14 protein-coding genes are annotated in these 14,354 nt (G+C 39.7%); 8 read left to right on the top strand and 6 right to left on the bottom strand.

Going from position 1 to position 14,354, the window contains the following annotated elements; translation table 11 throughout:
- The first annotated feature begins 37 nt into the window (after positions 1-37).
- Positions 38-1,597: a gamma-glutamyltransferase family protein gene (locus BFL01S_RS15675; protein WP_061786241.1), complete on the top strand. Its 1,560-nt coding sequence runs from the start codon at positions 38-40 to the stop codon at positions 1,595-1,597.
- Between the two features lie 16 nt (positions 1,598-1,613).
- On the opposite strand, the gene BFL01S_RS15670 is transcribed toward BFL01S_RS15675, so the two are convergent.
- Positions 1,614-2,075 carry a staygreen family protein gene (locus BFL01S_RS15670; protein WP_061786240.1) on the bottom strand — a complete coding sequence of 154 codons (462 nt, stop codon included), beginning with the start codon at positions 2,073-2,075 and terminating at the stop codon, positions 1,614-1,616.
- Positions 2,076-2,234: 159 nt separating this feature from the next.
- On the opposite strand from BFL01S_RS15670, the gene BFL01S_RS20790 reads away from it, so the two are divergent.
- The 3 genes from BFL01S_RS20790 (at position 2,235) to BFL01S_RS15660 (ending at position 4,097) form a co-directional block, all read left to right on the top strand.
- Positions 2,235-2,402: a hypothetical protein gene (locus BFL01S_RS20790; protein WP_165932531.1), complete on the top strand. Its 168-nt coding sequence runs from the start codon at positions 2,235-2,237 to the stop codon at positions 2,400-2,402.
- A 470-nt stretch (positions 2,403-2,872) separates the two neighbouring features.
- A complete protein-coding gene (locus BFL01S_RS15665; RefSeq protein ID WP_025909276.1) occupies positions 2,873-3,346 on the top strand; it encodes a hypothetical protein in 474 nt (157 codons plus the stop codon).
- Between the two features lie 91 nt (positions 3,347-3,437).
- Positions 3,438-4,097, top strand: a complete 660-nt coding sequence (locus BFL01S_RS15660) for a haloacid dehalogenase type II (RefSeq protein ID WP_061786239.1) — start codon at positions 3,438-3,440, stop codon at positions 4,095-4,097.
- Positions 4,098-4,128: 31 nt separating this feature from the next.
- Here the strand turns inward: BFL01S_RS15660 and BFL01S_RS15655 are convergent, their stop codons facing one another.
- A complete protein-coding gene (locus BFL01S_RS15655; protein ID WP_061786238.1) occupies positions 4,129-5,238 on the bottom strand; it encodes an AI-2E family transporter in 1,110 nt (369 codons plus the stop codon).
- A gap of 55 nt (positions 5,239-5,293) precedes the next feature.
- A complete protein-coding gene (locus BFL01S_RS15650) occupies positions 5,294-5,818 on the bottom strand; it encodes an NUDIX hydrolase (RefSeq protein WP_235859247.1) in 525 nt (174 codons plus the stop codon).
- A 263-nt stretch (positions 5,819-6,081) separates the two neighbouring features.
- Here BFL01S_RS15650 and cls point away from each other — a divergent pair, with 263 nt between their 5' ends.
- On the top strand, positions 6,082-7,590 hold the full coding sequence (cls, locus tag BFL01S_RS15645; protein ID WP_061786236.1) for a cardiolipin synthase: 1,509 nt from the start codon (positions 6,082-6,084) through the stop codon (positions 7,588-7,590).
- A 15-nt stretch (positions 7,591-7,605) separates the two neighbouring features.
- Entirely contained in the window at positions 7,606-8,274 is a 669-nt protein-coding gene (gene rpiA / locus BFL01S_RS15640; RefSeq protein ID WP_061786235.1) for a ribose-5-phosphate isomerase RpiA, read from the top strand.
- A 32-nt stretch (positions 8,275-8,306) separates the two neighbouring features.
- On the opposite strand, the gene BFL01S_RS15635 is transcribed toward rpiA, so the two are convergent.
- Positions 8,307-8,900, bottom strand: a complete 594-nt coding sequence (locus BFL01S_RS15635; RefSeq protein ID WP_025909270.1) for a YdbC family protein — start codon at positions 8,898-8,900, stop codon at positions 8,307-8,309.
- A 139-nt stretch (positions 8,901-9,039) separates the two neighbouring features.
- On the opposite strand from BFL01S_RS15635, the gene BFL01S_RS15630 reads away from it, so the two are divergent.
- Positions 9,040-10,926: a hypothetical protein gene (locus BFL01S_RS15630; protein ID WP_061786234.1), complete on the top strand. Its 1,887-nt coding sequence runs from the start codon at positions 9,040-9,042 to the stop codon at positions 10,924-10,926.
- Positions 10,927-11,027: 101 nt separating this feature from the next.
- Positions 11,028-11,930, top strand: a complete 903-nt coding sequence (locus tag BFL01S_RS15625; protein WP_061786233.1) for an NAD(P)/FAD-dependent oxidoreductase — start codon at positions 11,028-11,030, stop codon at positions 11,928-11,930.
- 30 nt (positions 11,931-11,960) lie between these two features.
- Here the strand turns inward: BFL01S_RS15625 and BFL01S_RS15620 are convergent, their stop codons facing one another.
- Together BFL01S_RS15620 and BFL01S_RS15615 are read right to left on the bottom strand one after the other, a co-directional pair.
- Positions 11,961-12,149, bottom strand: coding sequence for a hypothetical protein (locus tag BFL01S_RS15620; protein ID WP_025909267.1), 189 nt, complete (start codon positions 12,147-12,149; stop codon positions 11,961-11,963).
- A 314-nt stretch (positions 12,150-12,463) separates the two neighbouring features.
- Positions 12,464-13,717 carry a L,D-transpeptidase family protein gene (locus BFL01S_RS15615; RefSeq protein ID WP_235859246.1) on the bottom strand — a complete coding sequence of 418 codons (1,254 nt, stop codon included), beginning with the start codon at positions 13,715-13,717 and terminating at the stop codon, positions 12,464-12,466.
- Positions 13,718-14,354 lie beyond the last annotated feature (637 nt).

Below are 14,354 nucleotides of genomic sequence, written 5' to 3'. Positions count from 1 at the left end.
TTTTATACTACACACAACAAAGAAAGAAGTGAACAGCATGTGGAATAAACGGAGAGCTCTTATAGGAGGAGTTTCTTTATGTGTATTAATTGCGACTTCAGTATGGTTTGTTCGTAATCACGATGAAAATAATACGCCTTTATTTAGCAATGGAGATTCATCTTATGGAGTTAGCTCTTCCAACCCCATTGCTGTTGATGTAGGTATGAAGGTACTAAAAGATGGAGGTAATGCTGTAGATGCAGCAATTGCTGTATCTTACGCGCTAGGCGTTGTCGAACCGTACGGCTCTGGAATTGGTGGCGGTGGCGGCATGCTTATTGCCAAAGAAGGTGAAGAACCGACCTTCATTGATTACCGCGAAGTAGCACCTAGCTCTTTGGAAGGAAAAACGGGAGTTCCTGGCTTTGTAGCAGGAATGGAATATGTGAATAAAAAATATGGAACAACGTCTATGACAAAGTTGATTGATCCTGCTATTGAGTATGCCGAAAAAGGATTTAAAGTAGACGAACTCTTAGCGAGCCGATTATTTTACGCAAGTGGACGGATGGACGTCAGCAATTTATCAAGCTTCTTTCCGAGGGGGGAAGCTATAAAAGCAGGAGAGGAGCTAAAGCAGCCTGAGCTTGCTGAACAGTTAACGTATATTAAACAAAACGGAGCGGCTGGCTTTTATCAAAAGGACATTGCCAATCGTCTAGCAGAAGAAACAAGCATTTCACTAGAAGATTTGCAAGAATATGAAGTGGAAGAAAGGCAGCCGGTTGTTTCAACATACAAAGGAAATGAAATCATTGCGGCTCCACCTCCATTTTCAGGTATTACGGTTATTCAAATGTTAAAAATGATGGAGAAAGAAAACGTTAACATAAACGAGCAAGAAGTCGACTATAAGGCTATTAAGAAAATTAAAGAAATAGCGTACGCTGACCGAGTAAAAGAGATTAGCGATCCTGCTTTTTACCCACAGGATGTAGAGCGTTTCCTTAGCGATGAATACATTGAAAGTTTATTAGAAAACTCAGAAAAACGCGAAGTGGAAGGTGCAGACCAAGAACATGAAAGTACGACTCATTTTGTCGTTATTGATAAGGAAGGTACGACCGTATCCACGACCAATACGCTAAGCAATTTTTTTGGGTTAGGTAAGCAAGTAGATGGCTTTTTTCTTAATAACAATGCTGATACGTATGGCTCAATCGGCGTAAATAACCCTGAGCCTGGGAAAAGAGCCCGAACGTTTACAGCTCCTTTAATTATCCGCAAGGAAGGAGAATGGATAATGGGAGTAGGAACGCCGGGGGGAACTCGTATTCCACAGGTGTTAAATCAAGTATTAGCCCGCCATTTTCAAGGAGGAGAAGAGTTGGAAAAAGCGGTTGAAACGCCTCGCTTTATCTTTGATCAAGATACTCTTTATATCGAGCCAACTACGCCTGAAGAAGTAATTGAGCAGATGAGTGCTTTTGACGTACAAAGCAAAACAAGCGACGTCTATTACGGAGGCATTCAGCTGCTTGTGAAAGATCTTGGTAACGGCAGGATAACAGGTGTCGGTGATTCTCGCCGAAACGGTGTGTGGAAGCATAGCTAAGAAAAGGTAGCAGGGGCTACCTTTTTATCGTTTCGTAGACGGATGGAGTTTCCATGTAGCAGATCGTATGAAACTCTGGATAATTTGAATGATAATGAACGTAAATCGGAGCGTGGTCCAAGTCAAGCATTTGCCTAAAGAAGAAATGATCTCCGTATCGTAAAGCAGTTAAAAGCACCGGCATTTCTTTATTGAAAATAGCGTATCGAATGGCTTGAATCGATTTATCAGTATGGTGATCACCAATGAAAACGTATACGTAAAGAGCGGTTGTATCTTTGTAATGAACCCATTCCCCAAAAAGTTCGTTTCGCTGTTCGTTGAGCATGTCTTTAGCAAATGAAGCTCCAATAATTAAATACAGGGAATCCGTTTCAGAGACATAAGTCAGCGTATAGCGCCTTTTTAAAAAAGGCTGGGTAGGAGTTGCGCCGTGTCGGTATGTAACGCTAAACTCTTCAGGATTAAATGCAACCATCCTGCGTCATCCTTTCATGCTTTTAAGTAGTCTATGCCCGCACTAGGAAAAAAAGTCATTCAAACCCCTATTCTTTACAACGCCTATCTAAAACAGCTAATCTATAAAAGTGTAGGCGACTAACGAACGCTAAAAACAAAGTGGAAAAGGGGGAAGAAAATGGAGCCGTTTTATATTGTTCTATCCATATTCTTAGCCGCGATGCTTTCATACGACATCGCAAAATTTGTTCGAGGAGATAGACCTGACTGGAAAGAAGGCCTTGTGACGTTTCTCGTATTTATTGGATTTCTGGCAGCCATGCAGATGGCGTTTCAAATTGTGTAGAAAAGACCACTGACAAGTGGTTTTTTTTTTAGTTTTGTGTTTCTCTTTTATTGATTAAATAAATTTGTTCCAACATTTGAAGAAAATAAAGCTTAGGACGTCAGAAATGATGAAAGTTAGATAGAAAAGAGGTACTCTTTGTACTAGTTGAGAAGAGTGCTTTTTAAAGTATTAGAAGATAGACCAGTTCTTATCAAAAGCCCTCCCCATAAAAAAGCCCATGATTGGAATGGAAGATGCGAGACTTCTACGGGACTAATAAGCGAGATGAGACCCCGCAGTATACGAGGAGGCTCAGCGCTCGCCCTGCGGAAAGGGAGCAATCTGGAATGGAAATCATGCTAAGCAGAGAGAAATTATCAAACGAAGTCTCGTATTACTCTACGTTTATTAAATGTGCTAAATGCTTGTTCTAATGAATAAGCTTTATAGTAGAAAATAAAACTACAACTTGCGAAGGAGCAGAGGGTTTGTATAACAAGCGAAGGCGATTCATTAAACTAATGCTCGTCATTGTAGGGCTCGTAGCCGTATTGACTATAGGTGCTTTGGGATTTCAATTTACCTTTTTCTCTTCCACATATCATGCTAAAAATACGATTGAAGAATTCTATGACCTTGAACAAAAAGGAAACTTCTCAGATTCGTGGGAATCCTTTCATCCCGCTATGAAAGTTCGTTTCGAGAAGGGTGCCTATATTCAGGACCGTGCTCATGTTTTTTTTAATCACTTTGGTGTCGAAACATTTTCCTATGACATTACGGAAGTGGAAAAACTAGATACATGGAAAATGACAGCGGATGGCGAAGAGTTAACAGACGTTTATCAAATGAAAGTGATTCAAGTTTATAAAGGGAAATATGGGAACTTCTCCATTGACCAATATGTATTCGCAGTTAAAAATGAAGGAGAATGGACCGTTGCATGGGATTATAATCAGTGAAAAAGCATATGAACTCATGTGCTTTTTTTTATTGAAACTCCGTTATGTTTTTTAAAGAGGGGGTACAATGAATAAGGGAGGAGGTCTGATAATGAAGTTTAAAGCCATTTTATTTGATGCGTACGGAACATTATTTGATGTACATACCGTGATTAAAGCATGTGAAGAATACTATCCTGATAAAGGAACAAAAATAAGTCAGTTGTGGCGCCAAAAACAAATCGAATATGCGATGCAAAGCCAAATTATGGACCGCTATGTTGACTTTTATGAACTCACAAAAAAATCATTACGCTATGCTATAGATGCTGTGGATGAGAAAGTAACACCTGAAAGTGAAGAAGCGTTACTTCATGCTTATTTCAAGCTTAACCTGTACTCTGAAGTGAAACAAGTACTGGCGTATTTAAAAGAAAAAGGATATCTGCTTGCCATCTTTACAAATGGACCTAAGCATATGATTGATCCACTCGTAGCTCACCACAGGTTAGCACCTTTATTTGATGATGTCATTTCTATTGACGAAATCAAACAGTACAAGCCGTCCATGGCTAGTTATCACTACGCAGCGAATAAGCTAGAAGTGGAACGTGACGAAGTGCTTTTCTTATCATCAAATCCGTGGGATATTGCTGGAGCAAAGAATTACGGATTTTCAACTGTGTGGGTAAACCGTCATCATCAAGTGCCGGAGCATCGTGAATTAACGCCTAATCGTGTAATTCATGACTTAACAAATTTAGTCAAATAAAAAAACAGGACACGCGTCCTGTTTTTTTGCTCTAGCTATAGGCCTCGGGGTCTGTTTTGGACCTTGATCGTAACTTGATTAAACGAACGATATTAAGCACTAATGTCTTAACAACCGCATAGAACGGTACGGCTAAAATCATTCCTAAAATTCCTGCTAAGTTTCCAGCTACCAAGAGCAGTAAAATGATGGTCAGCGGGTGGATGTTTAGCTTTCTACCCATAATAAGAGGTGAAATAACGTTTCCTTCCAGCTGCTGAACAATCACCATAACAAGAATAACTAAAAGTGCTTTTGTAGGAGAGTCTAAGATTCCGATAACAACAGCCGGAGCAGCTCCGAAAAATGGACCTAAGTATGGAATGATATTTGTTACGGCACCAATTAAGCCCAGTACGAGTGCGAACGGCAATCCAATAATTAAGTAACCAATGGATGCACACACACCAACGAACAGTGCAACAAGCATTTGACCTTGAATATAAGTAGCCACCGTTTCTTTCGTTTCTTCTAAAATCTTTAGACCCTCATCACGATAAGATGGTGGGAAAAGCTTAACGATGTACTTAGGTAAGCTATGTCCGTCCTTTAACATATAAAACAAAATAAACGGCACGGTCACAACTGTAAGCGTGATGTTAGTCAAAACGCTAAAAATAGTTGATAAGCTGCTCGTGACACCAGTGGTAAGCGTAGATGAAAAATTTGCAAGGGAATCCTCAATCTTTTCAATTGATACATATTCTTGCTCAACAATCCACTGGAATCCTTTTGTTTCTGATAAATTATTAATCGCTTCCTGGCTCTTTTCTACGTAAGTTGGGACTTTATCGGCAAACTGATTAGCTTCTTTTGAAAGAGCTGGGCCTAATGTTCCAACCGCGAGCGAAATCACGCCAATAAAAACGGCGTACAATACGAGAATCCCAATCGTTTTTGGTAATTTCCTTTTTTCAAGGAAAAAGACAATAGGACTAAATAAGAAATATAAAAATCCAGATACTAAAATAGGGAAAAAGAGCGTTGTGAAAAAGACAACGATTGGTTCAAATACAAATGAAATTTTCGTACAAATGTAAATGAACAATGCGATTAGCACAAGCTGAATCGTCCAAAATTGAAACTTCTTTGCTTTTGACACTTCATTACCTCCAAATAAATAAGTCAAACAATATCACTATCATACCCTTATCTAATTACTCTTCAAACGTTTTCTTTAGCTTCCAGCTATCATAGACTTCTGGCTGATGTGGCCAAGCTGAAAGAGAATGAGCTTCAATGGCTTTTAAGGCGAGAGGAGAAGCGTTGTTTTTATCCAACTTTTCCATGGGAATCCACAGTGCTTCAGCTGCATCTTGTCCTTCAAACTGACTCGGCATATGTATTAGCTCTCCGCCTTTAATCACTACATGATAAAAGACCGCAATGTGGTGAACATGAGTAAACTCTTTCCAGAGGCAAGGATATTGAAAATCAGCTGTACCTGCTTGTTTCGTAATGTTCACTTCAAAACCTGTTTCCTCCAAAAACTCTCGCTGCATCGCATCTACTAGCGTCTCGCCATGCTCAAGCTGACCACCGGGTAAATCAAAACGATGAATATAAGGTCCGCGATTTTTGCGAATGACGAGAATCTCTCCATCTTGTATACAAATGCCATATACTCCAAAGGTACGATCATATCGATCCATTCTATATTCACCAACTTTCTCCAATTGCATAATTCTCATTTTAACATATGTTTCAACTTAGCTTTCTAGTAAAAAGGAAGATTCCTGACGAGTTGAGTATAGGAAGTCTCATTAAACAGTCCTCAGTGGCAACCATGCCAAGCAGAGAGTATTTTTTTAATTGCTAATTAAGAAAGAACGGTTCTTGTTAAGAGTATTTTTATGCTCAGATGGAAATGCTGATTCTACAAGGGTTAAACATATGCATAAAAGGGAATACAAAAGTAACTAATCAATAGTTTGGAGAATACACAATGAAAAAAAGAAGAGTCGACTTTATCTTTTTATTTATTATGCTCGTATCTTCCTATCTTTTTTTCTTTACAGATTTATCGAAAGAATGGAAAATCGCGCTAGTTACTTTATATGCAGTGCTCATCTTCATCAGCATCTATTCCTTAATGCTCGAAAATCGGACGCCTCATAGTACGCTACTTTGGATGTATGTTCTCTTTTTCTTCCCTGTTGTGGGCTACATCTTTTATCTATACTCAGGTCAGCTGTACCTTAAAGGCTACTTATTTAAATCAAAGAGAATGAACAACCGTGAAACGCTCAAACGCATGACGGAAAAAGAAAAAGAAGCAAAGATAGACTTGTCTTCTCTAAGCCCTCATCAACGCTCATTTGCTGAGTATTCGGAGCGAGTTTCGTTTACAAAAGTAAACAACGGCACAAAAGCACGAGTTCTAAAAAACGGACAGGAAACTTTCTCAGAAATAACGGCAAGTTTAAAGAATGCAAAACACTTTATACATATGGAATATTATATGATTCACTCTGATAAGCTTGGAAAAGAAATCATGAGCTTGCTGATTGAAAAGGCAAAAGAAGGTGTCGAAGTTCGCTTTACCTTTGACACCGTTGGAAGCATCTCACTATCAGGCTCGGATGTTAAAGAGCTAAGAGACAGTGGGGTTAAAGTTTATGCCTTTTCACCGATTAAAAGCGGCTTTTTTAATCAAAAGTTTAACTTCCGCAATCATCGTAAAATCATTGTCATTGACGGTGAAGTTGGCTTTGTCGGTGGTTTAAACATCGGTATGGAATACTTGGGAGAAAACAAAGAAATTGGTTTTTGGCGCGATACACATTTAAAACTAGTAGGAGAATCCGTACAAACTCTTCATGCAGTTTTTTTATTTGACTGGGAGTATGTTTCCGGAGAAAATTTAATTATTGAAGAGCGCTACACAAAGACGGTTTCCACTTCAGGAGATGGTTTTACACAAATTATTGCGACTGGGCCTGATACCCATGAAAATATGAGCGAATACTATTACGCTATGATTGCATGTGCCACAAAATCGATTTGGATTTCAACTCCTTACTTAGTTCCAAATGAAACGATTCGAACAGCGCTTCGAGTTGCTGCTAAAAAAGGTATTGACGTTCGAATCATGGTACCGGAAATTAATGATGGCTTTCTTACTCAGTACGCAACAAGGTCTTACTTTGGAGAACTCATTCGTTCCGGAATCGAAATTTATTCTTATCAAAAAGGCTTTATGCATCAAAAGATTGTCATTATTGATGACGATTTTGCTTCTGTTGGAACAGCCAATATGGATATGAGAAGCTTTCACTTAAACTTTGAAGTAAACGCTTTTTTAATGAATTCAAAAGCTATTCAAGATTTAATTAAACACTTTGAAGAAGATATGGAAGACAGCGAACTTATTAAGCCCGTTGCTTTCTATAAGCGAGGTCTTATAGAGCGATCAAAAGAATCCTTCGCGCGCTTATTTTCAGGAATATTATAAAGGAGAGATACGCTTATGGTTGAAAAACAAGCGGTCGGTGAAAAAGCTGCTGAGTTTGTAAAAGACGACATGATTGTTGGTCTAGGAACAGGCTCAACCGTTTATTACACAATTTTAAAGCTTGGTGAACGAGTAAAAAACGGCCTTCGCATACAAGGAGTACCCACTTCGAAAGAAACAGAAAAACTTGCCCGCCAAATCGGTATTCCTCTCGTGACGCTGGCAGACGTTAACAAGCTAGACCTTGCCATTGACGGAGCAGACGAAGTGGACAATCAATTTGCACTCATAAAAGGTGGAGGTGGGGCACTTCTACGTGAAAAGATAATCGCCAAAGCATCTGAACAGTTCATTGTCGTTGCGGACTCAACGAAACTAGTTCAAACGCTTGGTGCGTTTCCTTTACCGGTAGAAGTAGTTCGTTTTGGATGGGAAATGACGGCTAAACATATGAGAGACCTGGGGTGTGTACCACGGCTCAGATTGTTAGAAGACCATACGCCTTTTATTACGGATAATGGAAACTATATAATGGACTGTCACTTTCAAGAAATTAAACGACCTCATGAGCTAGAAGTAGCCCTTAATATGGTACCAGGAGTAGTTGAAAATGGTTTGTTTAATCATATGACAAGTCGAGTCATTACAATCCGTAATCAGCAAGTCCATATGATAACACCATAAAAAGCTATGGCAGATGCCATAGCTTTTAGTTTTTAACGAGATAGAACGTTCCAATTCTGTTCTAATTTGTATATGTACTGGCGAGCTTGCAAAACGTTAGGATGGACAAGCGTATCAACTGTTTTCGTTGGACACGCTGCGCTGTAAAGCGTAAAAATAGTTATGTCATTATGTTTTAGCGGAGCAACGATATGAGATAAGCACCTGTATGAAGGATTTACTAAGCTTTGCACTAACATTTCTACATCTTTTTGATCATAAAAGTCCACTTCAATTTCCGTCTTCATTAAATAGCGTGTTTCCATCGCGCTGCTTCGATAATAATTGTAGCGACCGCCGATAAACTGTGAAGGGTTTGAAATGGATACATCAAGCGCCGTATAGGTTTGATCTTGGTTGCTGCTGTAGAAAATAGAGTCGTGCGTATATTTCATAAACTCTTGGTAAGAGTCTTCATCTTTCCATAATGCAATAATGCACGTATCTGTTTCATCTTCAACATTCCATCCCCCTAGCTGTCCAATAAAACCATCGACATGGGCAAGCGCTGCCCAATGCTGTTGAGCATAGGAAAATGACCCCTTTTTATCCATCGGTATGCTGCCTTTTATAATTTTTGTTAACATGCTCTCATCACCTCTTTAACAAAGGTTCGCTCTTTGTTAGAAAAATCCTTCCTTTATTCGGAAAATTACAGACATACATACTTCTATCGTCCCATACATTTCAACTATAAGGTCTTTCGATAGAAAGTGGGGAGATAGAATGAAGTTTTTTCGAGCAAAAGCATTCCCATCCGTTAGTCGAAAAGGATGGTGTGTACTATTTCAACATCCGTTTCAGACAGATAAAAACGGACAGAAATATCCGATTGTCAAGCGTTATCTATGTGATGAACAAGAAGAAGTAGATGTGCTTGTTGAAGAACTGAATGAACTGTTACGTATAGAAGAGTATTGGACAAGCACTGTAAAAGGACGAGCGAAAGCACGCTACGACCAGCGCGTGGTGAACGCATTTTATGATGAAGTGGACGAGCCAGATACTCCAACAGTGAACAAAAGTCCGGATGCTTATCAGATTTCACTAATCGGAGAAGCGCAAAGTGGGAAAACATCCATCGTTCGTGCTGTTTTTGGTATTCACCCTGCGCGCGAAAAGTTTCCCATTCGTTTCCGAAAAGCAAATTACGATGCGGTGTATGAGATGACGCATAGTGCTGCCTATGAAGCAAGGGTGTCGTTCCAACCACGCCAAGAAGTATATGAAAACCTTGAAAAATCTTTAATTGAAAGTGCTTTGGTTTATGCAAACGGAGGCACGGACTACGACCTTGCATTTGCACTTGTGCACGGAAACCCCGAGCTACACTTTGAAGCTTTATTTGGAGAGGTTCCGTATGGTCCTCGCTATTTTACAGAACAAGCTTCCACTGCCAAAAGCACAAAGCGAGTTTTTCAGTATGTTGAATCCATTAAAAGTATCGCAAGTGCGGTTTTAGAAGAAAGCAAGGAAGTAACAGAGGATTTTGAACAGCTGTTTTTACAAAAAGCAGAGTGCCGGCAGCTAATTGAAACGCTTTTAACATGTATTGAAAGATCATTTAAAGAAAAGTGTGATTTTACTTGGTCATATGGAATTGATGACTGGCCTCAGTTTGCATTCATTTCAACGGAAAGTCGGGCTCATTACTTTACGGCCTTACATCGCTTAACGACGGAAGCGGAAAAAGCAGATGGAGCGAGCTGCTATCCTCTTATTACGTCTATCCATGCCACTATTCCTTCAGTAAAAGAACAGCTTATTGTCATCCAAGATAGTAGAAGAGGAACCAGTCTTTATGATCAAGTGAAAGAAGCGGATCATATTATATATACTCACGATGCCTCACGCGAAATAAAGATTGATACGTTAAAACATCTAATTGCATATGGGTACGGAAATAAGCTACAGCTGCTCTTTACCCATGCTGAGCGTTTACAAGGTGAAAGGTACGCCGAAGAACGAGCGAAAAAGCACCGTTTATCTGCAGCAATCCAAGGATGTATTCAGCGAGAAGAACAAGTAGTTGCTACTCAACTTTCTTATTACCTCACGGCTGCCGATGTAGATTTGGTTTCCAATCTAAATCGAAGCGATGAAGATGATCATAAGTTGTCCGAAATGGTTTATGTAAATCAAGCTCGGACCGCACAAACACAAGTTGGTGCAGAGCTTAATCCTATTTATCTTAGTATATTAGCTCCTCCAATCATAACGCAGGCCATTAACCATTTGCATTCAAGTCTTCCTGACGATAGCGATAAGACATTTCATGAGGAGCTGACCAGCCAACTAGCGACCGCGCTTTATTACGGATTTGTCACCCAGCCTTCAGGATGGTCGACTTCTTATCATTCAGCCACCGATCGTCAGCGGACGTTCCAAGCCGTAGCGACTTCTCTTTTCTCGGCGGTTCAAGCGTACGTCTCAGATGAGGTAACGAGTAAAGACATGAAGGAGTGGATAGCGGTTCAACGTACAAAAGGTGAAGAATGGGGTTACTATGTAAAAAGGTTTCTTCAAACAAAAATGAACAAAGAGTTCGAGCGAGGCTTATATTATGTGGTAAAGCACGCGGTAGAAAGTCATGGGGGGATTTTTATTCATTAAAAGCAGCGAATCGACGCTGCTTTTTTTTCGTGGGTTCATAATTTCAGTCGTAAAAGTGCATATTACTACTGGTAAAAAAATTTTAAGGTGGGCGAATAGCATTGGAGAACTATTATGATTGCATTATTATTGGAGGCGGAATTGCTGGTCTCCAAGCAGCGATTCAGCTTGGCAGGTACTGTCATCAAACCTTAGTGATTGATTCCAATGACGGTCGTTCAAATTTATGTAACAGATATCATAATTTATTAGGATGGCCAGAAGGTGTAAGTGGAGAAGAATTAAGGTTGAGTGGGAAGAAGCAAGCTATGCGTTATGACGTGCAGTTTGTAGCAGACTACGTGATATCAGCAGCTAAGCAAGACCAAGGTATCATTTTAAACACAAAATCTGGTGAATGCTATCAATGTAAAACAGTTTTGTTAGCCACGGGTATTAAAGATCACTTGCCAAGCTTTCCAGAGCTGATTGGTTGTCTTGGCATTAGCGTTTATATTTGTCCAGACTGCGATGGCTATGAAGTAAAAGACAGTCGAGTAATTGTAATTGGTAGAGGAGAAGCGGGAGCCAACCTTGCCTGTACATTAACTCATTGGACAAAGGATGTTGTTTATGTTGATGAAGAAATGAAGGTCTTGCCTACTAAGACAAAGCGAAAACTTCAGGAGCAAGAGTTAACGTATAAAAACGAACAAATTGAAAAAGTGTTGGTTGAAGAGAAAAGTCAGTTTAAAGGAATAAAATTGCAAAGTGGTGAAATAATTCATGCCAATCATTGTTTTTTAGCATTAGGTGGCAACAAAGTGCAAAGTCATTTAGCAGAACAGCTAGGTGTTTATACGACAGAGAATAACCATGTATTAACGAATCATCGAACGAAAGAAACGAACGTAGAAAACGTGTGGGCGGCTGGAGATTTAGTTGCTCATTCAGAACAAGCAGCAGTAGCTATGGGAGAAGGGGTTCAAGCAGCCATTTGGATTCATAAGCGTTTGCTAGTATAAAAATAACAACCTTCTTTTTCAAGGAGGTTGTTATTGGCTTGTATAGATATGGTGCTTGAATAGATTAACCGCACCAATAATCGTTCCAAATGGACTAAAGATAAGCAGTGTCCAACCGGTTAAGGGAGACACATAAATTTGCGTTAAAATAAGCGGGATGCTCAGAGAGATAATGACAAGCATCGTGTTAAAACCTAAGCTTTTTCGTAAATTCTCCATTGTTCTTCTCCTTTTTGAAAGTTCGCCAGCGTTCGGTGCAGACGTTTGAAGAAATTGTGAAAATAAAGCTTTAGAAAAAAAGACTTAACCATAAACAGTTTCGACTTGTTTCGTGAATCTAGGTGTCTTTTGTCACAATTGAAAAAAGGAGTATGTCAAGACTTTGCCGGCTATAAACAACACCTTCGTTATGTGGAATGAGTAGCACTTGTAAACTTCCATATTCACTTGTATTATGCTAGTTACAGTAAAGGTTTATACATAGAGAACACGAAAAAGCAGAGCCTTTAAAGACTCTGCTTTGATTAATCGTATTATTTAGAAGAAAGAGCTTTATATGTGTTTGGACCAACAATTCCATCAGCAGCTAAGCCGTTTGCGCTTTGAAACTTTCGAACAGCAGCGCTGGTATTAGAACCAAACATACCATCCACACCTTGAGTGTTAAAGCCAAGAGAAGTAAGCTTTTGTTGAAGTGCTTTAACTGCATCTCCTTTGCTACCAAGCTTCAAAGTTGGCCCTGACGTTAAACTAGGGCCTTTGCTGGGTGAAGAAGGCTTGCTAGCTGTTGTTCCGTTTAACGCTTTTTGCGTAGCAGCATCAACGACTCCAGTGACAGATAGTCCGCGAGCTTTTTGAAACTGACGCAAAGCAGCATCCGTATTATTTCCAAATACGCCGTCAATTCCTTTTGTGCTAAAGCCAAGAGAGGTAAGCTTTTGTTGAAGAGCACGCACTTCGTTACCACGGATTCCTTTCTTTAAACCAGTGCTTGTTGCTGGTGGTTTGACGCCTGGTTTTGCTCCGTTTAGCGCTTTTTGGGTAGCTGAGTCAACCACGCCGTTAACAGATAAGCCGCGATCTTTTTGGAATCTTCTTAAAGCCGTGTCTGTATTGTTTCCAAAGATTCCATCCACGCCTTTTGTATCATAACCAAGAGAAGTGAGCTTTTGCTGAAGCGTGCGCACTTCATTGCCACGGCTTCCTTTTTTAAGGCCGCTAACAGCCGGCTGGGAAGGCTGACTGCTGCCAGATACTTTGTATCCATTAGCTGCCGCAATTGCGTCAAATGATTTTGATGAATTCGTAATGACGACTGGAGTTCCCACTGTTACTTGACTGAATAACCATTCCACTTCGTTATCGTACATACGAACGCATCCGCTGCTTATGTACTTTCCGATGGAACTAGGATTGTTGTTACCGTGAATAGCATACGTTGTACCATTTGTACCACGAGCGTTAATTCCCAACCAGCGATTTCCTAATGGATTTCGTGGATCTCCTCCCGGTATTTTGCCCGTATAATAAGGACGATTTACAATCTTATTAACAATGCGGAACTTACCTTCTGGTGTAAGTGAATTCGTTCGTCCAGTTGCAACTGAAAACGTACGAACGAGCTTGTTGTTCTTGTAATAAGCTAATTGATTGTTTGCTTTGTTGATGACGATGAAATGAGTTGTACCGCCTGCAGCTTCTGTTTTATTTACGCTGAAGAAGAGAGTTCCCACTACTAAAATCACCGCTAAAACTAAGACACTTACCTTTGTTTTTTTCTTTGCCAACGGACCATCCCCCTTTTATTTTTTGGCCGTTTACACGTTTTGAATTACAAGTAATTCAAAAAAAGATAGCGCTTGCTTTTTTCGATATCTAGGTGATATGTTGCGTAAAATAGTGCGAGAATGAACGTAAGTGTATAAAGTGAGGAGTATAGGGTGCGAATGTTTACAAATCACGTTCACTCCATTTCTAGGAGTAGAGTGGACTAAGGTATTTGTGTAAGTAATCACGTCCCTTCATAAAAAACTCTAAACTATAATAGTTTTTAATAACTATTATTATACCAGATATAGACAAAATAGGAGGAAGTATCTATCTCTAATTCTCTGTATGAACCCACTATTTTCGACATCTTTCTCTTGGGGTTATGTCAAAATAACTAGATTTTTAACATCGGTTTTTGATAAGCGTTCGACAGGGGAAGTTGACAGAAAGTCTAAAAAGAAAAGAGGAAGGTGCTTTTTTTTTCTTTTTATCAATGTTAAAAGAGGGTGCGACATAACAAAACAAATTTTCAAAACGACGAACAATCCCTTTTTTCACTTCTTTACGTTGTCAGAACACGTTTCATTGCGCTACGGCCACTCTCTTTCCGCGGAGAGGAACCTGAGCTTCCTCGCTGTGGGATCTCAGTTTTCC

Origin of the sequence: Priestia flexa NBRC 15715, from assembly GCF_001591565.1 — a bacterium.
GTDB classification, from domain to species: Bacteria; Bacillota; Bacilli; order Bacillales; family Bacillaceae_H; genus Priestia; species Priestia flexa.
This window is presented reverse-complemented; position numbering and strand designations above follow the sequence as displayed.

Coding starts and splice junctions, on each gene's coding strand:
- BFL01S_RS15630 (WP_061786234.1), top strand. CDS start 9,040: ATGAAGTTTTTTCGAGCAAAAGCATTCCCATCCGTTAGTCGAAAAGGA.
- BFL01S_RS15660 (WP_061786239.1), top strand. CDS start 3,438: ATGAAGTTTAAAGCCATTTTATTTGATGCGTACGGAACATTATTTGAT.
- BFL01S_RS15650 (WP_235859247.1), bottom strand. CDS start 5,818: ATGCAATTGGAGAAAGTTGGTGAATATAGAATGGATCGATATGATCGT.
- BFL01S_RS15675 (WP_061786241.1), top strand. CDS start 38: ATGTGGAATAAACGGAGAGCTCTTATAGGAGGAGTTTCTTTATGTGTA.
- BFL01S_RS15620 (WP_025909267.1), bottom strand. CDS start 12,149: ATGGAGAATTTACGAAAAAGCTTAGGTTTTAACACGATGCTTGTCATT.
- BFL01S_RS15635 (WP_025909270.1), bottom strand. CDS start 8,900: ATGTTAACAAAAATTATAAAAGGCAGCATACCGATGGATAAAAAGGGG.
- cls (WP_061786236.1), top strand. CDS start 6,082: ATGAAAAAAAGAAGAGTCGACTTTATCTTTTTATTTATTATGCTCGTA.
- rpiA (WP_061786235.1), top strand. CDS start 7,606: ATGGTTGAAAAACAAGCGGTCGGTGAAAAAGCTGCTGAGTTTGTAAAA.
- BFL01S_RS20790 (WP_165932531.1), top strand. CDS start 2,235: ATGGAGCCGTTTTATATTGTTCTATCCATATTCTTAGCCGCGATGCTT.
- BFL01S_RS15670 (WP_061786240.1), bottom strand. CDS start 2,075: ATGGTTGCATTTAATCCTGAAGAGTTTAGCGTTACATACCGACACGGC.